Consider the following 26,416-nt stretch of genomic DNA (forward strand, 5'->3'; position numbering starts at 1 on the left):
GTCTGCTGGGACAGACGCTACCGCCCGTCCGGCTCCCGCTCGGCCGAAGTCGACTGCTCCGGCCCCGAGGCGACAGCTCGCGCGGTCAGCCGCCAGTACTGCCGCTTGCTCTCGTCGCGCAGCACCACACCGATCAGACCCAGCTCCCGGCGCAGCTCCCGGGCGTCGTCGCGGCGGTCCCGCTCGATCGCCCGTTCGCGGGCCCGCAGCAGTGCGTCCGCGCCGGCGGGCAGGCCGGGCAGGTCGGGCACCCACAGCCGGTACGCCGACCGGTGCGGGTCGTCGTCCGCCCAACCCCAGCCGTGCGTCCGGAAGGCCGCAGCCAGTTGGCTGGCCGGCAGGTCCGTCGGCTCCCGGACGAGTTCCGCGCCGTCGGCGTCGAGCAGCACCAGGTGTCCGTCGGTGAGGAAGACCACCCGTGCGTCGGCCCGTGCGACGGTCCGGTCCTGGTCGGAGCGGCGCAGCCGGACCTGCGCCGGGTCGACGGTGACGATCAGCCGCTCGACGGTGCCGATCCCGGCGATGACCAGACCGCCCAGGACGCCCACCGCGATCGTGCCTGCGGTGGCCTGCGGCTCGGGCAGCCGGTCCAGCCACTCGATCAGATCGCCGAACGGCACCCAGGGCAGCCGGGCGAGCCAACCCGTCGTTGCCGCGAGGAGCCATCCCACGCCCGCGCCGAGCAGCGGAAAGCCGCCCCACATGACCGCCAGCTCCACCGGGCCGCCGCTGACCACGGTGCGTGGTCGGTAGCCGGCCATGTCCATGGTCAGGACACCTCGCGGCGGAGCGTCCGGAACAGCCCGGCGGCCAGTGGCAGGACCATCCAGACCAGCAGGGATACCACGATCCGTCCCCACTGCCCCCCGGTGAGGGCGTCACTGCTGAACAGCGGTTCCATCGTCTTGCTGGTGTCGAGCCATTCGGAGGGGCCGCGCAGGGGCCGGACCATCTCGCCCAGCACTCCCCAGATGGTGGGCAGCAGGAAGTAGCCGACGATGGCCACCGGCGGGTTGAGCAGCAGCAGACCGAAGGCGGCGCCCATCAGCACGCTGGTGACCTGGAGGATCACCGCGTTCACGATCAGCGATCCGTCGAGCTGCCAGGTGCCGGCGCCGCCGATGGCGGAGGCCACCAGCGTCCCGACGGCGGCGAGGGCGAGGCTGGCCAGCACCGAAGCGAGTGCCGCCACCATGACCGCGACCAGCTTGGCGGTCACCACCCGCTCCCGGCGGGGCACCAGGGCGTACGTGGTGAGGGCGGTCCGTTGCGACCACTCGCTGGTGATCGAGAGGATGCCGAGCACGGGCAACAGCACCCCCACCGGCAGCAGCGAGGGGACGAAGAAGTTGGAGAACGTCTGGTCGGCGTCGTCCGCGTAGATCAACTGGAGGGTGACGACCACTGCGGCGATCAGGCCGATGGTGATCAGCAGCCAGCGGCCGGCCCGGGTGTCGACGAGTTTGCGCAGCTCCACGACGGTGAGCCGGAGCAGCGGCGGTCGGCGTACCGGAGTGTGCTGCTGGGGCGCGACGGCGCTCGCGGCGGGCGCGGTGGTGGTCATCGGACGGCCTCCTTGGTGGATTCGCCGGCGGTCAGGGTGAGGAAGAGTTGTTCGAGGCCACCGCCGCTGGCGGGGCGCAGCTCGGCCAGCGCGACGCCGGCATCGGCGGCGGCCTGGCCGACCGCCTCGGCGTCGGCCTGCACGAGCAGTCCTTCCGAGCTGTCGGCGGCGCTGAGCCCGGCCACCTCCAGCGCCCGGCGCAACGCCGCGCCGTCGCGGGCCCGGACCACAGTGCCGCCGCCGGCCAGCAGCTCGTTCTTGTTGCCCTGGGCCACGATCCGGCCACCCCCGATCACCACCAGCCGGTCCGCGACCGCCTCCACCTCGCGCAGCAGGTGGGAGGAGAGCAGCACCGTGCCGCCCCGGTCGGCGAAGTCGCGCAGCAGGCCGCGCATCCAGAAGATCCCTTCCGGGTCCAGGCCGTTCGCCGGCTCGTCGAGGATCAGCACCCGGGGGTCACCGAGCAGCGCATGCGCCAGGCCGAGGCGCTGGCGCATGCCCAACGAGTACGCCCGGACCCGGCGCTTCGCGGCCACCGCGTTCAACCCGACCAGGTCGAGCTTCGCGGCGACCTCGCGCCGGTCCAAACCCATGGTGTACGCGGACAGCGTCAACGCCTCGCGGCCGGTCCGCCCGGCGTGCTGGGCGGAGGCGTCCAGCAGCACCCCGACCTCGCGCCCCGGGTTGGGCAGCTCCCGGTAGGGGCGCCCGGAGACGGTGGCGCGGCCGGCGGTCGGCGCGGTGAGCCCGCAGATCATGCGCATGGTGGTCGACTTGCCGGCGCCGTTGGGGCCGAGGAAGCCGGTGACGGTCCCCGGCTCGCAGTGGAACGAGACGTCGTCCACCGCCGGGTGTGGCCCGTATCGCTTGGTGAGGTTCTCCACGGTGATCATGTGGTCGAGCCTGCCCGCGCCGCCCGGCCATCCGCTGCGGCCGCCGGTCGATGCCGTACCGACCTTGGTCGACCGGCGGGTCTCGACTTTGGTAGCTGGTCGTGGCGCCCTTCGGCTGCCTAGCATGGTGCCGTGACCAGCCTCGCCGTGCCGGAACACCCCTGGCTGCTGCCCGGGGCACTGGCCGGCGCGACCAGCCCGGAGACGGCGACCCGCCGGCCGCGGCGGACCACCCGGGACTGGGCGGTCGACACCCTGGCCTTCCTGATCAGCCTGCTCTGGGTGCTGTACTCCACGGCGGACGCCCTGTCGCCCAACCCGGAGACGGCGGTCGCGCTGCCGCACGACTGGATGGTCGGCGTGGACGCGCTGATCGGGCTGGTCTGCTGCGGGCTGCTCTGGCTGCGGAGGCGGTGGCCGCTCGGGTTGATGGTGGCGACCCTGCCGTTGAACCTGTTCTCGATGGCCGCCTCCATCCCGCTGTTGATCTTCTACTTCACCGTGGTGGTGCACCGGCGCACCGCAGTCGCGGTGGCGGTGACCGGCGTCGGTCTCATTACCAACCTGGTCTACAGCTGGACTCGTCCGGATCCGGTCATGCCCTACTGGGCCACCGTCGCCTGGGGTGTGGTGATCACTCTCACCGTGCTGGCCTGGGGGATGTTCGTCCGGGCCCGACGGCAGTTGATCGTGTCGCTGCGGGATCGGGCCGAGCGGGCCGAAGCCGAGCAGCAGCTCCGGGTCGCCCAGGCCCGCCACCTCGAACGCACCCGGATCGCCCGGGAGATGCACGACGTGCTGGCCCACCGGATCTCCCTGCTCAGCCTGCACGCCGGGGCGCTGGAGTTCCGCCCGGACGCTCCCGCGGACGAGGTGGCCCGGGCCGCCGGGGTGATCCGGGGCAGCGCCCACGCCGCCCTTCAGGACCTGCGGGAGGTGATCGGGGTGCTCCGGGCCGAGAGCGACGACGGCGACTCCCCGGAGCCGCCGCAACCCACACTCGCCGACCTGCCGGCCCTGATCGCCGAATCGCGGGCAGCCGGGGTGCGCGTCAACGTCAGCGACAGCGTCGCCAGCCCGGGGGAGGTGCCGGCGGCGCTGGGCCGGGCCGCGTACCGGATCGTGCAGGAGGGGCTGACCAACGCCCGCAAGCACGCGGCCGGCGCGGCGGTCACCGTGGACGTCGCGGGCGGCCCGGGCAGCGGCCTGACCGTGGCGATCGGCAACCGCTGGCCGGTCGGCGCACCGGCCGGCGACGCTCTGCCCGGCGCCGGCACCGGCCTGGTCGGCATCAGCGAACGGGTCACCCTCGCCGGTGGCCAGCTCGCCTACGGTCGCGACGACGCAGGCGACTTCCGGCTGGCCGCCTGGCTGCCGTGGCCGGCGTGACCGGCCCTTCCGGCGTGACCGGCCCTTCCGGCGCCGCCAACGCCTCCGGTGTGGCCGGCCCTTCCGGTGCGGCGGTGCCGCAGTCGGCAGTGTCGCCGGTGCGCGTGCTGATCGTGGACGACGACGCGCTGGTCCGGGCCGGGCTCTCGATGATCCTCGGCGGTCTGCCGGACCTGACCGTGGTCGGCGAGGCCGCCGATGGCGGTGAGGTCCCCGCCGCCGTCGCCGCGTACGCCCCGGACGTGGTGCTGATGGACATCCGGATGCCCCGGGTGGACGGGCTGACCGCCACCGAGGCCCTGCGTGCCCAGCCACACCCGCCGGAGGTGCTGGTGCTGACCACCTTCGACGCCGACGAGCAGGTGCTGCGGGCGTTGCGCGCCGGGGCTGCCGGTTTCCTGCTCAAGGACACCCCGCCGGCGGAGATCGTGCACGCCGTGCGCCGGGTGGCGGCCGGTGAGGCGACGCTGTCCCCGACGGTGACCCGCACACTGATCGCCCACGTGACCGCCGCCACCCCCGGCCCGGCCGGCCCCGACCCGCGGCGGGAGCGGGCGCTGCGGTTGCTCACCGGGCTCAGCGAGCGGGAGCGGCAGGTGGCGGTCGCCCTGGGCCGCGGGCACACCAACGCGGAGATCGCGGGGGAGTTGTTCATGAGCGTGGCGACGGTGAAGGCGTACGTCTCCCGGCTGCTGACCCGGCTCGACCTCAACAACCGGGTCCAGGTGGCCCTGCTCGTGCACGACGCCGGCCTGGTCTGACGAGCCGTTCGCTGGGCCAGATGGCCAGGCATACCAACACGGATGAGGTTACACTCATTTTTGGTTGTTCCATTGTTGGTTGTGTCAGGAGTGATCGTGGATGGCTTTGTCGGACGGGACCGTGAACTCCACCTCCTCGGCGGCATGCTTTCTCGGGTGCAACGAGGTGGTCGTGCTGGTCGGCCTGGGCGGGCCCTTCTCATGCGCGGTCGCCGGCGGGTAGGCAAGTCCCGACTGGTGGAGGAGTTCGTCGAGCGGGCCGACGTGCCGTATCTCTTCTTCACCGCCTCCGCGCAGCCGACCGTCGCAGCCGACCTCGCACTCTTCGTGGAAACGGCGGCCGCCTCGACGCTGCCGGGGGCGCAGATCCTTCGTGAGCAGCAACCGCAGACGTGGGACGCCGCTCTGACCCTGCTCGCCGCCGCGCTGCCGTCCGACCGACCGAGCGTCGTCGTCCTGGACGAAATGCCGTACCTCATCGCGAGTGACCCGGGCTTCGAGGGAACGTTGCAGAAGGTCTTCGATCGCGAGTTGTCCCGGCGGCCCGTCCTGCTGATCTGCGTCGGCTCGGATCTGGCGATGATGGAGGCCCTGAACGACTACGGCCGGCCGTTCCACCAGCGAGCCACCGAGATGGTCATTCCGCCGCTGAGCCCAGCCGACGTCCGCGACATGCTCGACCTGTCCGCCGCCGACGCGTTCGACGCCTACCTGGTGTCCGGCGGTCTGCCGCTGATCCTCGACGAGTGGCCGAACGGCGCATCCGTCCACGACTATCTGAGCGAGGCGGTACGGGATTCGACCTCCGCTCTGCTGGTCAGCGGCGAGCGAGCACTGGCGGCGGAGTTTCCGCCCCAGTCCCAGGCAGGGCTGGTGCTGCGGGCCATCGGCAGCGGTGAGCGGACCTTCTCGCTGATCTCCCGCGCTGCGGGGGATCTTCCACAGGCGTCCCTGAACCGCGCCCTGCGCCTGCTGGCCCAGAAGCGGGCCGTGGAGGTCGCCGTTCCGCTGTCGACCAAGCCGTCGCGGGAAACCCGCTATGCGGTGGCCGACCCGTACCTGCGCTTCTGGCTGTCATTCCTGGGATCTCACCTGTCCGAGATCGAGCGCGGGCGAGGTGACCTGACCCTGGACCGGATCGTCCGGTCGTGGGCGTCCTGGCGGGGACGGGCCATTGAACCTGTCGTCCGAGAGGCGCTGCGCCGGCTGAGCGGCGACCACCTGCCGGAGGAGGCAGCGGTGATCGGCAGCTACTGGACCCGGACCAACGACCCGGAGATCGACCTGGTTGGCGCTGACCGGGGGCCCGTCGCTCAGCGCATCAGTTTCGTCGGTTCGATCAAATGGCAGGAGAGCCGGCCCTTCGACGCGCATGACCTGGGTCGGCTGCTGCTGCATCGGTCCCGGCTGCCCGGTGCCGACGACGCGGTGCCGGCCGTTGCCGTGTCGCGCAGCGGCACCGTCGTCGAGGGGATCCGAGTGCTGTCGCCGGAGGATCTGCTTACCGCGTACCAGAATTGAACTTTCGTCCGGTGCCGGCCGTACCCATGGCCGAGGATGTCGGTGCGGTGGGTCCGCCGTACCGCTGCCGAACTGCGGGAGGCCTGCCGTGCGAGTTGGTGAGCAGTCGACGGATCCCATCGATCAGGTACTGGGTGAGGTGCCGATGCCGGCATCGCTGACCCCGGAAGATGTCCGGCTGGCGGTGCGGGCGGTGGTCGTGCACACCGCCGAGGAGTGGCCCACCGGGCCGCTGTGCCGCAACGACGGCGCCTCCTACCCGTGCCGCCTGCACCGCTGGGGGCGACGGGTCTTGGAGACACACGGGCTCAACGAACGCCAGATCGAGGCGTTGATCCGGCACGGCAATCCGTTCGTGCACGTACCGTTCCCGTTCACGGCGACCGGGCCGTCTCCCGCACGTCCCGCCGGTAGCCGGCCGGCGACGACCGGCTACCAGGCGCCGGCCGGGCGTACCGGTGGGTTGCCGGCGCGGCAGCAGGCCGCGCGGGTCGTCCCACCGGGTGTACGGCCCACCGCTGCTGGCCGGCCGGTGACTCCCCCCGTCACCGCGCCGCGCTGGCCCCGGGCGAGCTGAGCGCACCCCTCCGCCCACCCGACCCGGGGCGACACCACGTCGGCCCGACGCGGAGATCCCCCTCCGCGTCGGGCCGACGTCGCGCCCAACAGATGAGTCGGTCGTCGCCGGCTCAGATCCCGCAGTCCGGCGCGGACCAGTTCGTCGTGTTCGAGCTGTTGTCCCTGTTGTTCTCCCGACGCGAGTCGACGTGCACGTGGTCGTCGTGGTCCGGGTAACCCGGCCCGTAGATCCCGCTGAAGCCGTTGTTACGGGCGCCGCGGGCGACCTGGCACAGCGACGACGTCCGTGAGGTGACGTCGGCCGCGTTGCCGTACAGGTGCTGGCTGTCCGACGCGCCGCCGACCTGGTTGTTGCAGGCGCGGCTGCGGTATCCGCTGGACACGTTGAGCGGCTTGTCGCCGAGGCTCTTGCGCAGCGCCTCCAGCTTCCACATGGTGCGCAGCGCGTTCTGCTTGGTCTGGGCCGCCGACAGCGGACCGCCGCTCCACCCACTTCCGCCGCACCCGTTGTCGAGTTCGTTGTAGCTGAAGTGCGCGGGTGTGCAGTCGTTGTCCTGGAGCTGGTACAGCTTCGCGTAGGTCTGCGGGCCGGCGACACCGTCGGCGCGCAGCCCGTACGCCTGTTGGAACCGCTTGACCGCGGCGGCCGTCTTCGGTCCGTAGCGGCCGTCGTTCTCCACGATGTTCCGGTTGCCGGCCCAGCCGGCGACCCGGATCTGCAGCTGTCGGACGTCGTCGCCGGAGCGCCCCTGGGCCAGGGTGCGGTTCCACGTGTAGCAGCCGTCCGCATACGCCGCTGGCGCGGCGACCACCGCAGCGATCGCTGCCCCGGGCAACGCCAGGGCGAATGCGATGGCAGCACGCTTCAAGGTGTTTACGCGCACAGAAGTCCTCCCGATAGGAGAGCGAATGGGGTGGCCACGGGACATCGACCGAGAAGTCCCGCGATCTCCACCTTGACACTTATCGGTGTGGTTGGAGGCGATTAACGAGAATCGTCCTCACAATCTGCGGTCCCTGGGTATTGGCTGGGAATTAGGCTGATTTGCGAAACAGCCATTGATCGCCGATCGGCCCTTGCGGGATCAAGCGCACCGAACGTCGCAATCTGCCACACCGAGGGTGATGTTCCCTGGCTGCTGGCGGCCGGTAACGTCAGCCTCGGGCTGTGGACTGGCGGAGGTGCACGTGGCACGCGGTGGCGTCTTCTGTGTCGAGGGTCAGTGGCACCGCGACCTCAACGAGCGGGGCTCCGTCCTGCCCACCCTTGAGCTGCTGGAGCGGCTCGGCAAGATCCGTTTCATCCACAAGGACGCGGCCACCCGCGACGAGTTGTTCTACTTCCTGGACCGCTGGCTGCTCAAGCAGTACGCGGACCACCGGGTCGGCTTCTTCGCGATGCACGGCGAACCGAGCCGGCTGTGCCTCACCGACTGGCAGTCCGTGGAGTTGAACGAGGTGGCCGACCTGATGGCCGGCCGGGCCGAGGGGCGGCGACTCTATTTCGGCAGTTGCTCCGTCCTGCGGGCCTCCGACGCGGTCCTGCGCGAGTTCCTCGAGGTCACCGGAGCTGCTCTGATCTGCGGTTTCACCCGAGAAGTCGACTGGGTCGAATCGGCGGCTTTCGAAACCGTCCTCCTCGACGTGCTCGCCAACGGCCAGCGGCACAATGCCGCCGAGCTGCGAATGGGTTCGGCCCACTGGGCGCCGCTGGCGTCGTACCTCGGCTTTCGGGTGATCTACGCCAATGGCCGGGCCTGGCGCCCGTCCAGCCGCCCCCGGGTGCCCACCCAGGCGGTGCACCGCTCCACGGCCCGGCCCCGCTGACCCGCTGCCGCCGCCCCGCCCGCACCCTGGTAGGAACGAGGAATGGCGCGCAGCATCGCACGGAACACCCGGGTCGACCGGGACAGCCTGCTCGACTTCCTCCGGCCGCGACACCGCGTGCTGCTGCTGACCACCCGGTCCGACGGTCGCCCGCAGTCCTCCCCGGTCTCGGCGGGGATCGACGGGCAGGGCCGGCTCGTCGTCTCGACCTACCCCGAGCGGGCCAAGGTGACCAACATCCGCCGCGATCCGCGGGTCTCGGCGTGCGTGCTCAGCGACGACTGGAACGGCCCCTGGGTGCAGATCGACGGCACCGCCGAGGTGCTCGACCTGCCCGAGGCGCTGGAGCCGCTTGTCGAATACTTCCGCAGCATCTCCGGCGAACACCCGGACTGGGACGACTACCGGGCGGCGATGGTGCGCCAGGGCAAGTCGCTGATCCGGGTCACCATCGACGCCTGGGGCCCGATCGCCACCGGCGGCTTCCCCGCCCGCCTCGCCGACTGAGGTCGATCGCGCCCGGTAGGCCAGCGCGGCGACCCGACCACCTCGACCACCGACGACCGCGGACACCCGAGGCGGAGGTCATGGGGTGGGGCCGCCGTGCTGTAGAGCTGCCCCGGATATGGGGCGGCCGGAGGCGGCAGGTCGCCGGCCGTGCTTGGGGTGCGGCGTGCTTACCGGGACAGCTGCCGCCGCGTGCCCCCAATCTGGGGCAGCTCTACAGCGGCGGCGACACACGGGTCGGGTCGGCGGCCTGACCTCCCGGCGTCGCTGCCGCCGGGTCCGCGGAGGTCAGGGCCGAGCGGCGCGGCGGTCGTACCGCCTCAGTCGAGCAGGGCGGCGTAGACGAGTTGGCGCAGCTGGGAGCGCAGCGGGTAGGTGCTCGACGGCATCAGCTGGGTGAACAGCAGCGCGGTGATCTCCTCGGTCGGGTCCACCCAGAACGCGGTGCTGGCCACTCCACCCCAGTAGTACTCGCCGACGCTGCTCGGCACCCGGCTGGGGATCGGATCGTCGGTCACCGCGAAGCCCAGGCCGAAGCCGATCCCGTCCAGGGTCGACTCCGCGAAGCCGCCGGTGGACAGGGTGCCCAGGTCCTGCCCGCCGGGCAGGTGGTTGCGGGTCATGAACCGCACCGTGCGCGGCCCGAGCAGCCGAACCCCGTCCAGCTCGCCGCCGCGCAGCAACATCTGGGTGAAGCGGTGGTAGTCGGCGGCGCTGGAGATCAGGCCACCGCCGCCGGACAGCAGTGCCGGCTTGTTGAACGCGAGCGAGCCGAGGCTGTCGTAGCGGACGGCCCGCCCGTTGCGCGGGTCCGGGACGTAGAGCGCGGCCAGGCGGTCCGCCTCCTCGCCCTCCACCCACCAGCGGGTGTCGGTCATGCCCAGCGGGCCGAAGATCCGGTCGGCGAAGAACGCGTCGAGGCTCTGCCCGGAGATCACCTCGACGAGCCGACCGAGCACGTCGGTGGCGACCGAGTAGCCCCAGGCCGAACCGGGCTGGAACAGCAGCGGCAGCTTCCCGAAGACCGCGCAGGCGCCGGCCAGGTCGACGTCCGCCGGCGGGTACAGGTCGTAGCCTTCGGCCCGGTAGAGCCCGTCGACCACCGAGGTCTGCATGAAGCCGTACGTCAGGCCGGCGGTGTGGGTGAGCAGGTGCCAGACGCGGATCGGCTCGGTCGCCGGCACGGTGTACGGCTTGAGCACCGACCCCTTGGAGTAGACCCGTAGGTCGGCGAACTCCGGAAGCCAGCGGCTGATCTCGTCGGTCAGCTCGAACCGGCCCTCCTCCCACAGCATCATCGCCGCGACCGAGGTGACCGGCTTGGTCATCGAGTAGATCCGCCAGAGCGTGTCGGCCTCGACGGGTGCGCCCGACTCCCGGTCCCGCAGCCCGTACGTCGAGGAGTGCGCCACCTCGCCGCGACGGGTGACCACCACCTGCCAGCCTGCCAGCCGGCCGTCGTCGACGTACCGGCCGAAGTGCTCGTCGATCCGCGCCAACCGCGCCGGGTCGAAACCGATCTGATCCGGGTCCTTGCTCCGAGCCACACTCACGTCGCCGAACCTACTCGCCGGTTCGCCCGTACCGGAAGGGGGTCACAGCGGGCCACGTCGGCTGCGCGGCTGTCGTTGCTGGCCACTAGCCTGGCCGGATGCCGGAGCTGACCGAGGACGTGACCTACCGTAACGAGGACTGGTATGGCGAGGAGCTGACCGACCGACACTTCGTGGGTTGTGAGTTCTTCGACGTGGACCTGACCGAGGCGGTGAGCCGTGGAGCGGTCTTCACCGGGTGCACGTTCGGCAACGTGCGGTTCAACGCGTCCCGGCACGTCGACTCGGCCTTCACCCGTTGCGTGTTCCGGCGGTGCAACTTCTTCGAGGCCGAGTTCACCGGCTGCAAGCTGGTCGGCAGCACCTTCTTCGAGTGCGACCTGCGACCGTTGACCGTCGACGGCGGTGACTGGTCCTTCGTCGCCCTGCCCGGCGCCGACCTGCGGGGTGTTCGGCTGACCGGGGTGCGGATGCGCGAGGTGGACCTGACCCGGGCCAATCTCACCGGGGCCACCGTGGCTGGCGTCGATCTGTCCGGCGCGCAGCTGCTCAACGTCAAGCTGGGCGGCGCCGACCTGCGCGGCAGCGATCTCACCGCGCTCGACCCGACGGCCGTCGAGCGGGCCGGAGCCGTCATCGACGTCGGGCAGGCCGTGGTCATCGCGCAACTCCTCGGCTTCCGGATCGGCTGACGCGAGCGGCGTTCGTGGCCTGCCGAAGTGCCGGTTCGCGCGGGCGGGTTGTCCGGCAGCGTCCGGTTGCGGGCTGGACACGTCAGGCAGTCCGGATCTAGCGTGTCGTCCACGCCGGTACGAACGCGAAACGGCCCACAGTGGACGGTATGACGCGCGGCGGTCGACGGCGGCCGGGTGGTGGAGTTGGAGGGGTCGGTGTCGGACGAAGACCGCACGCGGGCGGATCCGGGTGCCGGGGACGCGCCGCCGAAGCACCGCTCGGGCGCCGGCACCTTCGGGCAGACCCTCGCCGTGCTGCGCCGTGTCGCCCGTGTCCGGCGGCGGCGACGTTGGGCGGTGGAGGGTGCGGCCGTACTCGCGTGTCTGGTGGTGCTGGTCGCCTACCTCGGCAGCCGGTCGGACCCGGAGCCCGGCGACGGCCAGGGTGGTCGCTCCGGCGATGTGACCGCGGGCGCCGCCCGTTCCCCCGGTCTCCCGGCCACCGACGGGCGCACCGGTGAGGCGGGGCCGGCGATGCCGGGCCTGCGTCCGCGCCAGCGTCCACCCTCGCCCGAGCCGACACCGTCGGCCAGCGCACCGGCCCCACCGCCGCCATCACCTGAGGCGTCGGCGCTGTCGGTCACCCAGGCAGAGATGCCCGCCGAGGTCGACCTCACCGCCGTGGGCGCCCGGGACTGGATGCACTGGGGGGAGCGCGGCGGCACCTCGACGGTCCGCAAGCGGGCCGGCTCCGGGGAGATCGCCGACGAGGGCGGTGCCGGCAGGCGGGTCGGCTGGGACGGCAACCAGGAGCACGTCCGCTGGTCCGACGGCTCGTCCCAGCGGTCGGCGAGCGACAGCTCCAACGGCGTCTACACCTGCGGCGCCGGCAACGGTTTCCGCCTCGCCGTCGCCGGCAGCGGTGAGTCGCGCACGGTCCAGCTCTATGCCGGCACGTGGATGGCCCGGGGGCGCCTGGACGCGCGACTGTCCACCGGCGGAGCTGTCAGGACCGCCGTGCTGGAGGACCCGTACACCGGTAAGAGCGCTCAGTTCACCGTCCGGTTCACGGTGCCGAAGGGCGCCAAACTGCTCCTGACCTGGACCGTCGAGAAGGTCTTCACCTCACACTGCGGCAACGTCGGCCTCCAGGCCGTGGCGGTGCGCTGACCAGCCGACCGCTGCGCGATGGCACAGCGGGACAGTTTGTCCGTCGCGGACCGTCGATATGGTCGTAACTTTCTGCTGTTCCCACCCGACCATCCAGTGTGGAGGCAGCGGAGATGAGCAGTAGCACCGCCCACCGCGTCCGTGGCGCCGCTTCGTCCGGTGCCGGTGAAGCGTCCGGGGAGGTGCTCCGCGACATCCCCCTGCCGCCGTACGTGACGGGCGAGGACACCCAGTTCGCGGTGCGGGCGGTGGTGGTGCACGCCCCCCGGCGGTGGTCCGGGGGAGTGGTCTGCCGCAACGATGCCAGCCCGCACCCGTGCCGCCTGCACCGCTGGGGCACCCGGGTGCTGGCGCTGCGCGGGTTGCGGGCCGCCGAGATCGACGCGCTCATCGAGCGTGGCGACCCCACGGCGGTGGTCCCCCCACCGGACCGACCGGCCTGAGCGCGCGCCCGGCCGGGAGGCACACCAGTGCCTCCCGGCCACAGCTCAACAGGTGATCGGCTTGACCCAGGAGCACTCGACGCCCTCCGGGGTCCGCGGCGTCTCCGGCACCGCTGGCGGTGCCATCCGCGCCGCCGTCGCAGCATCCTCGCGGAACCCGGCCAGGGCAACGGCGATCTGGTCCTCCAGCGACTTGACCGACGCCGTCAGGTAGTTGTTCAACAGGATCGAGAACGCCAACAGGCGGCCGTCGGCGCTGGTGACATAGCCGGAGAGTCCGGAGACACCGGTCAGGCTCCCCGTCTTGGCGTGCACGTTGCCCGCCGCCGCGGTGCCGGCCATCCGGCTACGCAGGGTGCCGCCGACGAACCGCTCGGGTTGCCCGGCGATCGGCAGGGCCGCGTACCAGGTCTCGAACCACGGTTCGGCGCGCACGGCGGCCAGCAGGTCGACGAACTCCGTAGCCGGCACCAGGTTGCGCCGGGACAGCCCCGAGCCGTCGCGCTGACGCAGCCGACCGGTGTCCATTCCGGTGTCGGCGACGTACTCGCTGATCGCGGTCAACCCGGCCGCCCAGGTGCCCTCGCCGGACAGCACCCGGCCGATCTCCTTGGTCAGCACCTCGGCGTGCCCGTTGTTGGAGAGCTTGAGGAACGGCGTCATCAGCTCGCCCAGGCTCATCGAGTCGTGCCGGGCCACCGGGTCGGCCGTCTCCGGTGTGGGCTGGCCGAGCACGGTCCGGCCGAGCACCCGCACACCGTGCCGGTGCAACGCCGACCGGAACACGTCGGCCGCGTAGCCGGCGGGCTCCCAGACGGTCACCCAGTCGCTGGCAGGCTCGTCACCGACGGCGATCTGGCCGGTCACCACGACGGTGTTGCTGCCGTGTTCGCGTTCGATCGAGATCGAGGTCTCGCCCTCGGCGACCGTCTCGGCCCGGTTGTCGACGCGGATGTACCCGGTGGCCGGGGTGGTGCTGACCACCGGCGGGGCACCGGCCCGACCGGCCGGGGCGGCCTGCACGATCACGGTTCCGGCGTCGTAGTCGGTGTCCGGGGCCACGGTCAGCGCGGAGACCTGCGCGGCGTAGTAGTAGGGCTCGTCGTCCCAGGTCCAGTCGGGGCCGAGCCGGGTGCGGTCGTAGCGGGTGTCATCGGCGACCAGGTTGCCGGCGACCACCCGTACGCCGTCGGCGGCGACCTGCGCGGCGAGCGCGTCGTAATCGGCGGCGAGCATGGTCGGGTCACCGCCACCGCGCAGGTAGAGGTTGCCGGAGAGCAGGCCGGCGCGGCGCTTGCCGCTGGTGCGCACGTCGGTGGTGAAGCGGTGCCCCGGGCCGAGCAGCTCCAGGGCCGCCGTCGAGGTCATCAGCTTGGTGTTGGAGGCCGGGACCAGCCTGCGGTCACCGTTGCGGTCGTAGAGCGTCTGTCCCGTGCCGGTGTCGACCACGACCACCGACGCCTGAGCGCCGGCGAGTCGGGTGTCGGCCAGGATCGTGTCGATGGTGGCGTGCAGTCGGGTCGTCGCGGGGGTGGGCGACTCGGCCGTGGCACCGGGCGCGCCGACGGTGGCCACGGTGGCGACCAGCGTGAGCAGCGCGAGGGCTCGGGGAAAGTGACGGCGATGCATGCGCTGATGCTGCCACGAAGGTATTCGCCGGAGAAGAGCAGCGCGCGAAAGTTACTGCCACGTGAGCTACGTCGGCCGGCCGACCGACTTCTCGTGCCCACCCCAGTAGTGCCGCTGCGCCCCCATCACCATTGGAGCGACCAGGGCGGCGAGCGCACCGCCGAGCAGCGGGAAGACGATGAACACCCAGAGCTGCCGCAGGGCCACACCGCCCTCGAAGACCGCCGGGCCGAACGCTCGGGCCGGGTTGACCGCGGCGCCGGTGAGCGTCACGCCCACGAGTTGGGTGGCGGCGAGGGCCAGCCCGATGGCCGCCCCGGCGGTCCCCGGATTTTCGCTTCGGCTGGTCACCACCAGGACGACCAGGACGAAGAGGAAGGTCAGCACGATCTCCAGCACCGCCGCGCCGCCCCGGTTGATGTGCGCGCCGTACCCGTTCGAGCCCAGTGCACCGGTCTGGTCCGCGACGTCGCCCCAGCGGGTCAGCCCCCAGAGCAGGAAGGCGGCCACCGTCGCGCCGACGAACTGGGCGATCCAGTACGCGATCGCACCGACCACCGAGATCTTGCCGGACAGCAGCACACCGAGCGTCACCGCCGGGTTGACGTGACTGCCGGAGAGTGGGCCGATCGTGTAGACGAGGGCGAGCATCACGAAGCCGAAGGCCAACGCGACCACCACCACGCCGCCCTGAACCCGCGCGGCCACCGCGCTGCCCACTCCGAAGAAGACCAGCAGCAGGGTGCCGAGAAACTCTGCCGCGTACCGACGGAAGTCGCTCATTCGCTCAGCGTAAGCGCAGGTCAGGTGACAGTCGCCGGAATGGCGGTCTGTGATCGGCGCGACGGTCGAAAGCGGGCACAGCGGTGCCGGGCGCAGCGTTGTACACCGCGTGGACACCCACTCCGCGGACGTCGTGGTGATCGGCGCCGGTCAGGCCGGCCTGAGCGCCGGCTACCACCTGCGCCGGACCGGCTTCCCGCCCGGCAGCGGCTTCGTCATCCTCGACGGCGACGACGGGCCGGGCGGGGCCTGGCAGCACCGCTGGCCCACACTGGTCTTCGACCGGGTGCACGGCTTCCACGACCTGCCCGGGCTGCCGCTCCCGCCCGCCGAGCCCAAGCGCCCGGCGGCCGAGCAGGTGAGCGCCTACTTCGCCGCGTACGAGAGGGCATTCGAGCTGCCGGTGCGACGGCCGGTGCGGGTACGTGCGGTGCGCTCCCGGCCGGACGGCCGGCTGGACGTGGAGACCGACCAGGACCGGTGGATCGCCCGGGCGCTGATCAACGCGACCGGCACGTGGACCCGGCCGTTCTGGCCGCACTACCCGGGTCGGTCCTCGTTTCGCGGCCGGCAGTTGCACACCGCCGACTACCGGGGCCCGACCGAGTTCGCCGGCCTGCGGGTCGTGGTCGTCGGTGGCGGGACCTCCGCCGTGCAACTGCTCGGCGAGGTGTCCACCGTCGCCGCAGCCACCACCTGGGTCACCCGCCGGCCGCCGGAGTTCCGGGACGAGGAGTTCGGCGCGGAGCTGGGCCGTGCCGCTGTCGCCCGGGTGGACGAGGCGGTCCGGGCCGGCCGCCCACCGGGCAGCGTGGTGGGCGTGACCGGGCTGCCGGTCACCCCGGAGGTACGCCGGTTGCGTGAGCGGGGCGTCCTCGACCGGCTACCCGTGTTCGACCGGATCACACCCGACGGGGTGGCCTGGGCGGACGGCCGACACGTGTCGGCGGACGTGATCCTGTGGTGCACCGGCTTCCGCGCCGCCATCGACCATCTCGCCCCGCTGGGCCTGCGCGCGCCGGGCGGCGGTATCACGATGGACGGCACCCGGGTGGTCGCCGACGAGCGCGTTCACCTGGTCGGGTACGGCCCCTCGGCCAGCACGATCGGCGCCAACCGGGCCGGCCGCGCGGCGGTCAACGAGATTCGCGCACTGCTGGCCCCGGCCCCCGCTCTCGACTGACCTGGCTCTATTTGACGGATCGCCGACCAGCGGGCACGGTGGAGGTGACGGGGCCGTCAGCTGCCCCGATCCGATGCGACGGCGATGACCGCTCGCCCCTCCTGTCGCCTCCCACGTGTGCTCGTACGCGGGCCGACTGTCCGGTCTGCCCGTCATCCGACCGCGAGCCGAGAATCCACGAGGAGTTCCGCTCATGCTCACCATGACCGATAACGCTGTGCTCGTCATCCGTGACCTCGCCAACCAGCAGGACGTCGCCCAGGACGGCGGGGTCCGCATCGCCGCCGACACCGAGGCTGGTTCGCTCACCGTGGAGTTGGTGCCCGAGCCGGCGCAGGGCGACCGTGTGGTCGACAACCAGGGCGCCCGGATCTTCCTGGACGAGGATGCCGCCGAGCTGCTCGGCGACGCGTCGGTGGACGCCACCGTCGACGACGAGGGCATCATCCAGTTCGGCTTCACCGAGAGGCAGTAGCACGGTTTCACCGAGGCGTTCGCCCCCGCTGCGGCGGACCCGGCCGGGGGCGCCAGCTCGGCGCGATGTCGTCGTCCGGGCGGAGGGCGTCTTCGTCAGCTCCGGCATCGTCAAGGCCGGCAACCGGGCGCGACAGCGTCGCGAGCACGTACGCCAGGTGGTGGGAGGTGCTCCACGCCGCCCAGTTGGCGGCCGAGCCGGCGCCGGCGCCCCGACGGGCCCGGCGCAGCAGCTCGTGGTCGCCCCAGGAGAAGGCCGCGCCGGTGCTTGGCCAGTGCGGCGCGGACACCAGCGTGCGGCACAGGTCGGCGAACCGTTCCTCGCTGCGGCCACCTCGCCGCGCCCAGCGGTAGACCCACCAGCTGCCGTCGTCGGTGTATCGCACCGTCGGCAGCCGGTCACCGGGGTCGCCGGTGCCGGGCACGGCCGGGTGTACCCCGTAGTCGCCGTAGTCGACACCGACGTCGGCCAGCCGTTGCCAGAGCTGCCAGTCCCAGCGGTCGAGCCGGATTGGCTCGTCGGTGGGCAGCCGGGACAACGTCGGTGGCATCCCGCCCGCTGCCACCGTCACGGACCGCCAGGCGTGCCGGCGCGCCCAGTCCAGCAGGCGACGCACCCGAGGCTCGGCTGACCGCACATCCGCCGGGCAGCACACGTCTCCCGCGTCCACCAGCAGGTCGCACTCCTCGGGGGCGAGAGCGGTGCACCGCCAGACCCGTTCCACGGCGGTCGTGCTCCCGTCCGGCCCGGCCCGGTCCTGACCGGCCCGCAGGCGGACCAGCGCCCGCCGGCCGTGCGTCCGCGCCGCCGCGCCGTGCGCGGCCAGCCGGTGGTCGCTCTCCGCGAGCCCGATCACCGGCATCAGCGGTACGTCCCAACGGCCCAGTTCTGTCGCAGGGGTGTCGGGCAGCGCGCTGACGTCGACGGCCGGCAGGAGTCCGGGCGGTAGCCGGCGGAGAGTGTCCATGGTGGACCTGTCGATCGTGCCGATCTCCAGGATCGGGGCGACCAGTGCGGCGGCTGTGGAGTCGAGGTGGCTCAGAGCGTCCAGCTCGCCTCGTCGGCAGGCGAGAATGGGGCGGTAGACCGGTTCCGCCGCCCGGCTCCCGTGGGCGGGCACCATACTTCAATCTAGCCAGGCATGCGCATGTCTCACAGGCCGTGGAGTCGTAATTCGGCTGCTCCGCTGTCGGCTGCGCGACTACGATTTCCCGATGCCCACGCCAGCCCATCGTTACCGCTCCGACGACGAGGACAGCGCCCGGTGGGTCGGATTTCCCTTCCGCGACGGCGACATCGTGATCAGCACCCGCTCCAAGAGCGGCACGACCTGGATGCAGATGATCTGCGCGCTGCTGGTGCTGGGCACCCCGGAGCTGCCGGCGCCGCTGAACGTGCTGTCGCCGTGGCTGGACTGGTTGGCCGAGCCGCAGGACGCGGTGTACGACCGGTTGGCCGCGCAGCCGCACCGGCGGTTCATCAAGACGCACACCCCCCTGGACGGGGTGCCGCTCGACCCCCGGGTGCACTACGTGGTGGTGGCCCGGCATCCGCTGGACATGGCCGTCTCCCTCTACCACCAGGCCGGCAACCTCGACCGGGTACGCCTCGCCGAGCTGACCGGCCAGCCCGCCCCGACCGGGCCGCCGAGAAAGCGCCTTCCGGTGGAGCAGTGGTTGCCGAGCTGGGTCGACCGGGAGGTGGATCCGCGTACCGACCTGGACTCGTTGCCCGGGGTGATGCTGCACCTGCGTGACGCCTGGGCCCGTCGACACGAGCCGAACGTCGAGTTGGTGCACTACGACGATCTGCTGGCCGACCTGGGTGGTGAGATGCGGCGGCTCGCCGACCGGTGGGGCATCCCGGTCGCCGCCGAGCGTTGGCCGGAGCTGGTCGAGGCGGCCACCTTCGGGCGGATGCGGGAGCGCGCCGACCGGCTCGCCCCGGACACGCTCGGCGTGCTGCGCGACCGCCGTGCCTTCTTCCGCCAGGGCGGCTCGGGCCAGGGGCGCGACCTGCTGGACGCGGCCGCGCGGGCCCGCTACCAGGAGCGGGTCTCGGCGCTGGCCCCACCCGACCTGCTCACCTGGCTGCACCGCTAGGGCCCGGCCCTCGTCGATCGTGGAGACGGGGCGGCTCACAAGAGCGCGCGGCGCCGCTCGACCGTGGTCGAGCGTCGCCGCGCTCTGGCCGTCTCCCACCACCGCAGCCGTTCGGCGGTACGCCGGCGGGGACCTGGCTCGACCGGCTGTTCGTGCCGGTCCGCGTTGTCGATCCCCGGTCCGCCCGGATCCAAACCTGCCGACCGTGGGGAATTCCACCATTCGCGAGTCCCGGCGTGGCGCGCCGCAGAACGGGGTATGAGCGTGGGCATGGAACATTTCACGATCGCAACCGTCGCCGAGAAGAGCCCGGATTTCCGGCGGGTGCTGTGGACCGGTGAGCACACCCAGTTGGTCATCATGACCATCCCCGCCGGTGGGGAGATCGGCGAGGAGGTGCACGAGGACATCGACCAGATCCTGACCTTCGTCAGTGGCATCGGTGAGGCTCGCGTTGCCGGCGCCAAGCGGAAGGTCGTCGCGGGGGACCTGGTCGTCGTGCCGGCGGGCACCAAGCACAACTTCGTCAACACCGGCCCCAACCCGCTGGTGCTGTACACGGTCTACGGTCCGCCGGAGCACGCCGACCAGGCCGTGCACAAGACCAAGGAGGAGGCCGACGCGGCCGAGGCGGCGGGCAAGGACGAGCCACCGACCGCCTGACCGGCCCGGCGGCGGCCTGATCCGGGCCGCCACGGGTAACCGCGGCGGGTGGAGCAGCAGCCGGCGATCTCCGACTACGGGTTCCTCTCGGACTCCCGTTCGGGTGCCCTGGTCGGCAAGGACGGCTCGATCGACTGGTGGTGCCCGCACCGCTTCGACGGAGCTTCCGTGTTCGGGCGGCTGCTCGACCCGCGCGCCGGGCACTTCAAGCTGGCGCCGGTCGGCGTCGGCGGCCCGAGGTTCCGGGTGGAACGCGCGTACCGGCCGGACACGTTGGTGCTGCGGACGGTGCACCACACGCCGCACGGCAGCGTGGCGGTCACCGATGCCCTGGCCGCCGAGATCGGCGCCCGCGCCCACGAGCTGGGCAGAAACTCACCCGCCGTGCTGATCCGGGTGGTGGAAGGGCTGTCCGGCCGCGTCCGGATGGGCCTGGACTTCGCACCCCGCCCGGAGTACGGCCTGCTCACGCCGTACCTGCATGAGCAGGCCGACGGTGGGGTGCTGGCCCGCGCGGGCCCGGTGGTGCTGGTGTTGCGCGCCAACGGGCTGCAGCTGCGGGCGGGCCGCGACCGGGTGACCCACGAGTTCGAGGTGTCCGCCGGCCAGGTGGTCGGGATGGACGTGGCCTTCGGCGAGGTCTACGGCGATCCGCCGGTCCGGATGGACCCGGTGGCGATGCTCGCCGAGACCACGCGGGCGTGGGAGGCGTACCGGGAGACGCACGGGTACTCCGGTCGGTATCCCGAGCTGGTGCGGCGCAGCGCGACAGTGCTGACCGGCCTCACGTACGCCCGCAGTGGCGCGGTCGCCGCCGCGCTGACCACGTCGTTGCCGGAGCAGATCGGCGGCGACCGGAACTACGACTACCGCTACTCCTGGCTGCGGGACTTCTCGTTGACGATGCGCGCCCTCTGGGTGGCGGCCTGCCCCGACGAGGCGTCCCGGCTGTTCGCCTGGGCGACCCGCTCGATCGGCCGGATCGGCGACGAACCGGTGCCGGTGCTCTTCGGCGTGGAGGGCGAGCGCGACCTTTCCGAGCACCACTGTCACCAGCTGAGCGGATACCGCGACAGCAGGCCGGTCCGCATCGGCAACGACGCCTGGCGGCAGCGGCAGCTGGACGTGCCGGGGGAGGTCGTGTCGGCGGTGTGGCGGCTGCGCGACTATCTCGGCGCGACGTTCGAGGAGGAGTTGCGGGAGATGGTGCTCGGGCTGACCGAGCAGGTGGCGGCGACGTGGCACCTGCCGGACCGGGGCATCTGGGAGACCCGGGACGAGGAGCGGCACTACCTTTCGTCGAAGGTGTCCTGCTGGCTGACGATGGACCGGGCGGTGGGGCTCGCCGACCGGCTCGGAGATCGGGCCGATCCTGGTCGTTGGGCCCGTGTGCGCGACGAGATCCACGACACCGTGCTGCGCGAGGGGTGGAACGACCGGATCGGGGCGTTCACCGGCGCGTTCGGGTCGGCGGAGCTGGACGCCTCGGTGCTCGCCCTGCCGGTGACGCACTTCCTGCCGGCCACCGACCCGCGGATGCGCTCGACCATCGCGATGGTCGAGCGGGAGTTGGGCACCGAGGAGGGCCTGCTGCGGCGGTGGACGACGGACCCGGCTGGGTTCCTGCTGTGCTCGTTCTGGCTGGTGGAGTGTCTGGTGATGGCGGGTGAGTCGAAGCGGGCCGAGGCGCTGTTCGAGCGGGTGGTCGGGTACGCCAACGACGTGGGCCTGTTCAGCGAGCAGATCGATCTGGCCACCGGTGCGCAGCTCGGCAACATCCCGCAGGCGCTCTCGCACATCGGGCTGATCAATGCGGCGTGGCGGTTGACCAAGCCGGACAGTTACTGATCACCCCGAAATCCTGCAACAGACCTGCAAACGCCAGGCATTGACGTCGATGCGTGCGCAGTCCTAGCCTCGAAGGAGCGGGAAAGCCCTTTCCCAGGGCCTTTGATCCCGCTTCACCCCGCTTCGGTCCGGGCATCCGACGGGGGCGCGCACCGATCCCAGGCAACGGCCGAATGCCGTGCCGACACGTCCCCGAGTGGGCGCCGAGGGATCGCCACCACATGCGTCAAGGAGGACAACTGTGCAGAAGAGACGACTCTCCGGCCGCCGACCACTACTCCTGGCGGTGGGCGCCGGCGTGACCGCGGCAGCCCTCACCGCCGGCATGACCTCGGCCTTCGCGGCCACCGTCTTCAGTGACGACTTCAACGACGGCAACACCTCCGGCTGGTCCAAGTCGGGCGGCACCTGGACGGTCGACGGCTCAGGCGTGCTCAACCAGTCCAACGCCGGCAGTGAGCTGGCCCGGCAGTTCGCCGGCCAGACCAGTTGGACCGACTACTCCGTGCAGGCCCGGGTCAGGCCGGCGAGCTTCGGCTCCTCCAGCGCCCTGGTCGGCCTGGCCGCGCGGTCCACCAGCAGCACCAAGATGTACCGGCTGGCCCTGCTAGGCTCCGGTCGGGCCGAGCTCCAGGCGGTCAACGGCAGCAGCGTCACCGCGATCGGCTCGGCGGCGCTGGGCGTCGGCACCGGCACCTGGTACACCCTGCGCATCGAGACCAGCGGCAGCACCATCCGGGGCTTCGTCAACGGCACGCAGATCGCCTCCGGCAGCAACAGCCTTACCGGCGCGGGCCGCATCGGCCTGGTCACCGCGTACGCCAGTGGCGGCTTCGACGACGTGACTGTCGACTCGTCCGGTGGCGGCACCCCGACCACGCCGCCACCGACCACCACGCCGCCGCCGACCACTCCGCCACCGACCACCACTCCGCCGCCGGCTGGCTGGCCGACGCCGACCGGCAGCCAGAAGGTCGACGCCACGATCGCCGTCTCCGGCACGTTCGACGGCGGGCTCAAGCGCTACTACGGCATCGGCGACGGCGGGCAGAGCGAGAGCCAGGACCCGATGTTCGAGCTGGCCGCCGGCGCCACCCTCCGCAACGTGATCATCGGTGCGCCGGCCGGCGACGGCGTGCACTGCGAGGGCAACTGCACCCTGATCAACGTCTGGTGGGAGGACGTCGGCGAGGACGCGGCCACCTTCCGGGGCGGCACCACGTACACGGTCGACGGCGGCGGCGCCCGTTCGGCCAGCGACAAGGTCTTCCAGCACAACGGCTCGGGCACCGTCTACATCAAGAACTTCCGGGTGGAGAACGCCGGGAAGCTCTACCGGGCCTGCGGCAACTGCTCGACGTCGTACCAGCGGCACGTGGTGATCGACAACGTGATCGTCCGGGACACCGACGCGATCGCCGGCATCAACACCAACTGGGGTGACACCGCCCGGTTCAGCCGGATCACCATCATCGGCGACCCGGACCGGGAGACCTCCATCTGCGTCAAGTACAAGGGTGTGCCGAAGGGCAGCGAGCCGACCGAGATCGGCGAGGGCGCCGACGGCGTCAACTGCCTCTACTCACCCTCGGACATCACCTACCAGTAGATCGACACGCCGGCACCCTGTGGACCACCACGTCCGCGGGGTGCTCGCGCGTTCAACCCATCAGGGGTACGCCGGACACGTCCACGGTGTCCGGATACTTCAACCCGGCGCCGGTGTTGAGCACCACCACCCGTTCGCCGGCCCGGATCCACCCACCGGCGCGCAGGTGTCGGGCCGCGGTCAGACAGGCCGCCCCCTCCGGGCAGAGCAGCAGCCCCTCCCGAGCGGCGAAGTCCCGAAGGTCGGCAAGGATCTCCGCGTCGTCGACGGCGACGGCCGTGCCGGAAGACTCTCGCAGCGCCGCCAGGATCAGCTCGTCACCGAGCGGCGTCGGCACGGTGATGCCGAACGCCACAGTGTGCGCGTCCACCCACGGCTGCGCCCGATCCTCACCGGCGGCGAACGCCCGCACGATCGGCGCGCAGCCCGTCGACTGCACCGCCACCAGCCGGGGCAGCTTGTCGCCGATCCAGCCCAGCTCGCGCAGCTCGTGCAGCGCCTTGTGGATGCCGATCAGGCCGACACCGCCGCCCGTCGGGTAGATGATCACGTCCGGCGTCTGCCAGCCGAGCTGCTCGACGATCTCGTACCCCATCGTCTTCTTGCCCTCGAGCCGGTAGGGCTCGCGCAGCGTGCCGGCGTCGAAGATCGACCCGTTGGACGCGGCGATCAGCTCGGCGACCCGCCGACCGGCGTCGCTGATCAGCCCGTCCACCAGGCGCAGATCGGCGCCGGCGGCGACGCACTCGCGACGGCAGATGCTCGGAGCGTCCAGCGGCATGACGATGGTCGCGCCCATTCCGGCCCGCGCGGCGTACGTGGCCCAGGCCGACCCGGCGTTGCCGTTGGTGGGCATCGCGATCCGCTCGACGCCCAGCTCACGGGCCCGGCTCACCCCGACCGCCGCCCCGCGCGCCTTGAACGAGCCGGTCGGGATCAACCCCTCGTCCTTGACCATCAGGTCCGTGATGCCGATCTCGGCGCCGTACGCCGGGGTGCGCAGCAGCGGCGTCCAGCCCTCGCCGAGCGTCGTGACGTGCCGCGGGTCGGCGACCGGCAGCAGCTCCCGGTAGCGCCACAGGTCGGCCGGGCGCAGCGGAAACCGTTCCGGGGTGACCGCCTTCGCCACCGCAGGCAGGTCGTAGCGGGCGAGCAGCGGGGAACCGCACTCGCAGAGGTTCTGCAACACCTCGGCGGCGTGCTCCTTGCCGCAGCGCGGGCAGTCCAGGTGGGTCAGGTACACGTCGCTCCTCGCCGTCACACCGCGTCGACGCTCAGCCAGCGTCGACTGCGCCGCCCCGGCTCGTAGACCGAGTCCAGCCGCTTGGCGACCACGCCCGGCAGCTCCTGCTCCTGCCCGGCGCGCAGGGCCTCGTCGCCCGCGCCGGGGAACCACGGCGGAGTCTGCCAGTGCGCACCGGCCAGGGCCAGCCCATCGAGCAGCTCCCGGCGTTGCGCGTACGGCACGTCGACGCTGCTGACGCCCTCCAGCCAGAGCAGGTCGACGATCAGGTACTGCGCGCCTGCGGGAACCCGGCTGCCCGTGCTCTGACGGACCGGACGCACCCGGCCGGCACCGTCGATGCGCACCAGCACACCATCGAGCACCGCCTCGGTGGGCGCGAGCGCCTCGGCCATCGCCCGCAGCCACGGATAGCCGCCGGTGATGTCCTCGTCGGTCTCGGAGAGCAACCGCAGCCGCCCGCCGGAGACGTACGCCATCGCCCGGACCCCGTCCCAGCGCAGCTCGTACCCCCAGGCGGCGCGGTCGCGGGGAAGCCTGGCGGCCGGCGTGGCGTGCATCGGGCGGACCAGGTCGGGCATCGGTGTCCAACCCGGCGGCGCCGCGTCGGTACGTCGGACCATCCAGTCCCGGCCGCCGGTGGCGAACAGGACGTAGCGACCGGCGGTCCGGTCACCGGAGAGCGTCACGATCACCTCGTCGTCGCGCCACTTCTCGCACCGGTAGGTGCCCCGGTCGTGGATCAGCATCCGGCCCCCGCCGTACTCGCCCGCCGGGATCTCGCCGGAGAAGTCGAGGTACTCCATCGGGTGATCCTCGGTGTGCACGGCGAGGTGGTTGCGGCCCGGGTCGCGGGGGAGGCCACGCGGCACCGCCCAGGAGGCCAGCACCCCCTCGTGCTCCAGGCGCAGGTCCCAGTGCAGGCTGCGGGCGTGGTGCTGCTGGATGACGAAGCGGCCGGTGTCGGTGCCGGCCGCCGTGGGGCTCTGCTCCGGCACCGGCTCCGGCGTACGGGCCGCGTCCCGTCGTCGCCGGTACTCCTCCAGCCGGTCGGTCACACCCGCATTCTCCGATAAACCGGACCACCGCGCTGGATGCCGGAGTGTCCGGTTCGCTCGGCGGCCGGGGGCGCGGCGGGGTAGAACGGACCTCATGGACCACACCGACCAGCCCACCGCCCTGCTCCCCGGTGACGTGCGGATGCCCCTGCTCGGCTTCGGCACCTGGCAGGCCACCGGCCAGGCGGGCTACGACGCCGTGCTGGCCGCGCTCGACACCGGGTACCGGCACCTCGACACCGCCACCATGTACGGCAACGAGCGCGAGGTCGGCCGGGCGGTGCGCGAGAGCGGGCTGCGCCGGGAGGACGTCTTCATCACCACCAAGCTCCCGCCGGACCGGGTGGGCCGGGAGCGCGCGACGTTGGAGGCCAGCCTGGAGGCGCTCGGGGTCGACCAGGTGGACCTCTGGTTGATCCACTGGCCGCCGTCGTCGGCCGCGGACAGCATCCCGCTGTGGCGGGAGCTGCTCGCCGCCCGGGACGAGAACCTCGTCCGGGCGGTCGGGGTGAGCAACTACAGCACCGCGGAGATCGACGAGCTGATCCAGTCCACCGAGGAGAACCCGGCGGTCAACCAGATCCGGTGGAGCCCGTCGCTGTACGACCGGCAGCGGCACGCCGAGCACCGGGACCGGGGCGTGGTGCTGGAGGGCTACAGCCCGTTCAAGACCAGCGACCTGAGCGACCCGGTGCTGACCAGGATCGCCGGCGCGCACGGTGTCTCCCCGGCGCAGGTGGTGCTGCGCTGGCACATCGACCACGAGATCGTGGTGATCCCGAAGTCGGTGACCCCGGAGCGGATCACCGCGAACTTCGACGTCTTCCACTTTTCTCTGACGGCGGAGGAGATGCGCGACATCGACGCGCTCGGCGAGGTCTGAACCGGCGGTTTTCTTCACTCCGTGACTCGGCAATGAAGGGTATCGACATCGACGTACGT

The 26,416-nt window shown here is 71.9% G+C and carries 26 protein-coding genes; 16 read left to right on the forward strand and 10 right to left on the reverse strand.

Features of this window, described 5'->3' with window-relative positions:
- Nucleotides 1-17: 17 nt before the first annotated feature.
- The 3 genes from GA0070619_RS01580 to GA0070619_RS01590 are packed head-to-tail and all read right to left on the reverse strand — an operon-like array spanning nucleotide 18 to nucleotide 2,457.
- Nucleotides 18-767, reverse strand: coding sequence for a YqeB family protein (locus GA0070619_RS01580; RefSeq protein ID WP_088946403.1), 750 nt, complete (start codon nucleotides 765-767; stop codon nucleotides 18-20).
- Between the two features lie 2 nt (nucleotides 768-769).
- Nucleotides 770-1,564: an ABC-2 transporter permease gene (locus tag GA0070619_RS01585; protein ID WP_088946404.1), complete on the reverse strand. Its 795-nt coding sequence runs from the start codon at nucleotides 1,562-1,564 to the stop codon at nucleotides 770-772.
- Entirely contained in the window at nucleotides 1,561-2,457 is an 897-nt protein-coding gene (locus tag GA0070619_RS01590) for an ABC transporter ATP-binding protein (protein ID WP_088946405.1), read from the reverse strand. The genes GA0070619_RS01585 and GA0070619_RS01590 overlap by 4 nt, the downstream gene beginning before the upstream one ends.
- A gap of 132 nt (nucleotides 2,458-2,589) precedes the next feature.
- Here GA0070619_RS01590 and GA0070619_RS01595 point away from each other — a divergent pair, with 132 nt between their 5' ends.
- The 4 genes from GA0070619_RS01595 (at nucleotide 2,590) to GA0070619_RS01610 (ending at nucleotide 6,705) form a co-directional block, all read left to right on the forward strand.
- Nucleotides 2,590-3,846, forward strand: a complete 1,257-nt coding sequence (locus GA0070619_RS01595; protein WP_088946406.1) for a sensor histidine kinase — start codon at nucleotides 2,590-2,592, stop codon at nucleotides 3,844-3,846.
- Nucleotides 3,825-4,607, forward strand: coding sequence for a response regulator (locus GA0070619_RS01600; protein ID WP_088951488.1), 783 nt, complete (start codon nucleotides 3,825-3,827; stop codon nucleotides 4,605-4,607). Before GA0070619_RS01595 ends, GA0070619_RS01600 begins: the two co-directional genes overlap by 22 nt.
- Nucleotides 4,608-4,808: 201 nt before the next feature.
- The gene (locus tag GA0070619_RS01605) at nucleotides 4,809-6,128 is read left to right on the forward strand and encodes an ATP-binding protein (protein ID WP_331716860.1); all 1,320 of its coding nucleotides are present in this window, start codon (nucleotides 4,809-4,811) and stop codon (nucleotides 6,126-6,128) included.
- A 145-nt stretch (nucleotides 6,129-6,273) separates the two neighbouring features.
- Nucleotides 6,274-6,705, forward strand: a complete 432-nt coding sequence (locus GA0070619_RS01610; RefSeq protein ID WP_231927230.1) for a hypothetical protein — start codon at nucleotides 6,274-6,276, stop codon at nucleotides 6,703-6,705.
- 112 nt (nucleotides 6,706-6,817) lie between these two features.
- Here GA0070619_RS01610 and GA0070619_RS01615 read toward each other — a convergent pair whose 3' ends face one another.
- Entirely contained in the window at nucleotides 6,818-7,591 is a 774-nt protein-coding gene (locus GA0070619_RS01615) for a D-Ala-D-Ala carboxypeptidase family metallohydrolase (RefSeq protein WP_088946408.1), read from the reverse strand.
- Nucleotides 7,592-7,895: 304 nt separating this feature from the next.
- On the opposite strand from GA0070619_RS01615, the gene GA0070619_RS01620 reads away from it, so the two are divergent.
- Nucleotides 7,896-8,534, forward strand: a complete 639-nt coding sequence (locus GA0070619_RS01620; RefSeq protein ID WP_088951490.1) for a DUF6642 family protein — start codon at nucleotides 7,896-7,898, stop codon at nucleotides 8,532-8,534.
- Nucleotides 8,535-8,576: 42 nt separating this feature from the next.
- The gene (locus GA0070619_RS01625) at nucleotides 8,577-9,041 is read left to right on the forward strand and encodes a PPOX class F420-dependent oxidoreductase (RefSeq protein ID WP_088946409.1); all 465 of its coding nucleotides are present in this window, start codon (nucleotides 8,577-8,579) and stop codon (nucleotides 9,039-9,041) included.
- A 320-nt stretch (nucleotides 9,042-9,361) separates the two neighbouring features.
- Here the strand turns inward: GA0070619_RS01625 and GA0070619_RS01630 are convergent, their stop codons facing one another.
- Nucleotides 9,362-10,594, reverse strand: coding sequence for a serine hydrolase domain-containing protein (locus GA0070619_RS01630; protein WP_088946410.1), 1,233 nt, complete (start codon nucleotides 10,592-10,594; stop codon nucleotides 9,362-9,364).
- A 98-nt stretch (nucleotides 10,595-10,692) separates the two neighbouring features.
- Between GA0070619_RS01630 and GA0070619_RS01635 the strand changes: the two genes are divergently transcribed.
- The 3 genes from GA0070619_RS01635 (at nucleotide 10,693) to GA0070619_RS01645 (ending at nucleotide 12,881) form a co-directional block, all read left to right on the forward strand.
- Nucleotides 10,693-11,286, forward strand: a complete 594-nt coding sequence (locus tag GA0070619_RS01635) for a pentapeptide repeat-containing protein (RefSeq protein WP_088946411.1) — start codon at nucleotides 10,693-10,695, stop codon at nucleotides 11,284-11,286.
- 198 nt (nucleotides 11,287-11,484) lie between these two features.
- Complete coding sequence (locus GA0070619_RS01640; protein WP_172861949.1) at nucleotides 11,485-12,438, forward strand: hypothetical protein; 954 nt, start codon at nucleotides 11,485-11,487, stop codon at nucleotides 12,436-12,438.
- Between the two features lie 113 nt (nucleotides 12,439-12,551).
- Complete coding sequence (locus GA0070619_RS01645; RefSeq protein ID WP_172861950.1) at nucleotides 12,552-12,881, forward strand: hypothetical protein; 330 nt, start codon at nucleotides 12,552-12,554, stop codon at nucleotides 12,879-12,881.
- A gap of 45 nt (nucleotides 12,882-12,926) precedes the next feature.
- On the opposite strand, the gene dacB is transcribed toward GA0070619_RS01645, so the two are convergent.
- Nucleotides 12,927-14,510 carry a D-alanyl-D-alanine carboxypeptidase/D-alanyl-D-alanine endopeptidase gene (gene dacB, locus GA0070619_RS01650; protein ID WP_088946412.1) on the reverse strand — a complete coding sequence of 528 codons (1,584 nt, stop codon included), beginning with the start codon at nucleotides 14,508-14,510 and terminating at the stop codon, nucleotides 12,927-12,929.
- 66 nt (nucleotides 14,511-14,576) lie between these two features.
- Entirely contained in the window at nucleotides 14,577-15,293 is a 717-nt protein-coding gene (locus GA0070619_RS01655; RefSeq protein WP_088946413.1) for an MIP/aquaporin family protein, read from the reverse strand.
- 109 nt (nucleotides 15,294-15,402) lie between these two features.
- Here GA0070619_RS01655 and GA0070619_RS33730 point away from each other — a divergent pair, with 109 nt between their 5' ends.
- Entirely contained in the window at nucleotides 15,403-16,476 is a 1,074-nt protein-coding gene (locus GA0070619_RS33730) for an NAD(P)-binding domain-containing protein (protein ID WP_088946414.1), read from the forward strand.
- 193 nt (nucleotides 16,477-16,669) lie between these two features.
- Nucleotides 16,670-16,951: an adhesin gene (locus GA0070619_RS01665; protein WP_088946415.1), complete on the forward strand. Its 282-nt coding sequence runs from the start codon at nucleotides 16,670-16,672 to the stop codon at nucleotides 16,949-16,951.
- A 7-nt stretch (nucleotides 16,952-16,958) separates the two neighbouring features.
- Here GA0070619_RS01665 and GA0070619_RS01670 read toward each other — a convergent pair whose 3' ends face one another.
- On the reverse strand, nucleotides 16,959-18,074 hold the full coding sequence (locus GA0070619_RS01670) for a beta family protein (protein ID WP_172861951.1): 1,116 nt from the start codon (nucleotides 18,072-18,074) through the stop codon (nucleotides 16,959-16,961).
- Nucleotides 18,075-18,165: 91 nt separating this feature from the next.
- Between GA0070619_RS01670 and GA0070619_RS01675 the strand changes: the two genes are divergently transcribed.
- From GA0070619_RS01675 to GA0070619_RS01690, 4 genes are all read left to right on the forward strand, one after another.
- Nucleotides 18,166-19,053 (forward strand): sulfotransferase domain-containing protein, encoded by an 888-nt coding sequence (locus GA0070619_RS01675; RefSeq protein ID WP_088946416.1) that lies wholly within the window; start codon nucleotides 18,166-18,168, stop codon nucleotides 19,051-19,053.
- Nucleotides 19,054-19,323: 270 nt separating this feature from the next.
- Entirely contained in the window at nucleotides 19,324-19,716 is a 393-nt protein-coding gene (locus tag GA0070619_RS01680; protein WP_088946417.1) for a cupin domain-containing protein, read from the forward strand.
- Nucleotides 19,717-19,764: 48 nt separating this feature from the next.
- Entirely contained in the window at nucleotides 19,765-21,564 is a 1,800-nt protein-coding gene (locus GA0070619_RS01685) for a glycoside hydrolase family 15 protein (RefSeq protein WP_088946418.1), read from the forward strand.
- A gap of 241 nt (nucleotides 21,565-21,805) precedes the next feature.
- A complete protein-coding gene (locus GA0070619_RS01690) occupies nucleotides 21,806-23,173 on the forward strand; it encodes a pectate lyase (RefSeq protein ID WP_088946419.1) in 1,368 nt (455 codons plus the stop codon).
- A gap of 52 nt (nucleotides 23,174-23,225) precedes the next feature.
- Here the strand turns inward: GA0070619_RS01690 and GA0070619_RS01695 are convergent, their stop codons facing one another.
- Both GA0070619_RS01695 and GA0070619_RS01700 read right to left on the reverse strand, forming a co-directional pair.
- Nucleotides 23,226-24,416: a threonine synthase gene (locus GA0070619_RS01695; protein ID WP_088946420.1), complete on the reverse strand. Its 1,191-nt coding sequence runs from the start codon at nucleotides 24,414-24,416 to the stop codon at nucleotides 23,226-23,228.
- 14 nt (nucleotides 24,417-24,430) lie between these two features.
- Entirely contained in the window at nucleotides 24,431-25,474 is a 1,044-nt protein-coding gene (locus GA0070619_RS01700) for a DNA polymerase ligase N-terminal domain-containing protein (RefSeq protein ID WP_088946421.1), read from the reverse strand.
- Nucleotides 25,475-25,568: 94 nt separating this feature from the next.
- Here GA0070619_RS01700 and GA0070619_RS01705 point away from each other — a divergent pair, with 94 nt between their 5' ends.
- Complete coding sequence (locus GA0070619_RS01705; protein WP_088946422.1) at nucleotides 25,569-26,357, forward strand: aldo/keto reductase; 789 nt, start codon at nucleotides 25,569-25,571, stop codon at nucleotides 26,355-26,357.
- Nucleotides 26,358-26,416: the final 59 nt, after the last annotated feature.

This window comes from Micromonospora zamorensis, from assembly GCF_900090275.1.
GTDB classification, from domain to species: Bacteria; Actinomycetota; Actinomycetes; order Mycobacteriales; family Micromonosporaceae; genus Micromonospora; species Micromonospora zamorensis.

What these genes read in the sequence shown, in the direction of transcription:
- GA0070619_RS01580 (WP_088946403.1), bottom strand. Translation starts at nt 767, where the DNA reads ATGGACATGGCCGGCTACCGACCACGCACCGTGGTCAGCGGCGGCCCG.
- GA0070619_RS01585 (WP_088946404.1), bottom strand. Translation starts at nt 1,564, where the DNA reads ATGACCACCACCGCGCCCGCCGCGAGCGCCGTCGCGCCCCAGCAGCAC.
- GA0070619_RS01590 (WP_088946405.1), bottom strand. Translation starts at nt 2,457, where the DNA reads ATGATCACCGTGGAGAACCTCACCAAGCGATACGGGCCACACCCGGCG.
- GA0070619_RS01605 (WP_331716860.1), top strand. Translation starts at nt 4,809, where the DNA reads ATGCGCGGTCGCCGGCGGGTAGGCAAGTCCCGACTGGTGGAGGAGTTC.
- GA0070619_RS01610 (WP_231927230.1), top strand. Translation starts at nt 6,274, where the DNA reads ATGCCGGCATCGCTGACCCCGGAAGATGTCCGGCTGGCGGTGCGGGCG.
- GA0070619_RS01625 (WP_088946409.1), top strand. Translation starts at nt 8,577, where the DNA reads ATGGCGCGCAGCATCGCACGGAACACCCGGGTCGACCGGGACAGCCTG.
- GA0070619_RS01635 (WP_088946411.1), top strand. Translation starts at nt 10,693, where the DNA reads ATGCCGGAGCTGACCGAGGACGTGACCTACCGTAACGAGGACTGGTAT.
- GA0070619_RS01645 (WP_172861950.1), top strand. Translation starts at nt 12,552, where the DNA reads ATGAGCAGTAGCACCGCCCACCGCGTCCGTGGCGCCGCTTCGTCCGGT.
- dacB (WP_088946412.1), bottom strand. Translation starts at nt 14,510, where the DNA reads ATGCATCGCCGTCACTTTCCCCGAGCCCTCGCGCTGCTCACGCTGGTC.
- GA0070619_RS01655 (WP_088946413.1), bottom strand. Translation starts at nt 15,293, where the DNA reads ATGAGCGACTTCCGTCGGTACGCGGCAGAGTTTCTCGGCACCCTGCTG.
- GA0070619_RS01665 (WP_088946415.1), top strand. Translation starts at nt 16,670, where the DNA reads ATGCTCACCATGACCGATAACGCTGTGCTCGTCATCCGTGACCTCGCC.
- GA0070619_RS01670 (WP_172861951.1), bottom strand. Translation starts at nt 18,074, where the DNA reads ATGGTGCCCGCCCACGGGAGCCGGGCGGCGGAACCGGTCTACCGCCCC.
- GA0070619_RS01675 (WP_088946416.1), top strand. Translation starts at nt 18,166, where the DNA reads ATGCCCACGCCAGCCCATCGTTACCGCTCCGACGACGAGGACAGCGCC.
- GA0070619_RS01680 (WP_088946417.1), top strand. Translation starts at nt 19,324, where the DNA reads ATGGAACATTTCACGATCGCAACCGTCGCCGAGAAGAGCCCGGATTTC.
- GA0070619_RS01705 (WP_088946422.1), top strand. Translation starts at nt 25,569, where the DNA reads ATGGACCACACCGACCAGCCCACCGCCCTGCTCCCCGGTGACGTGCGG.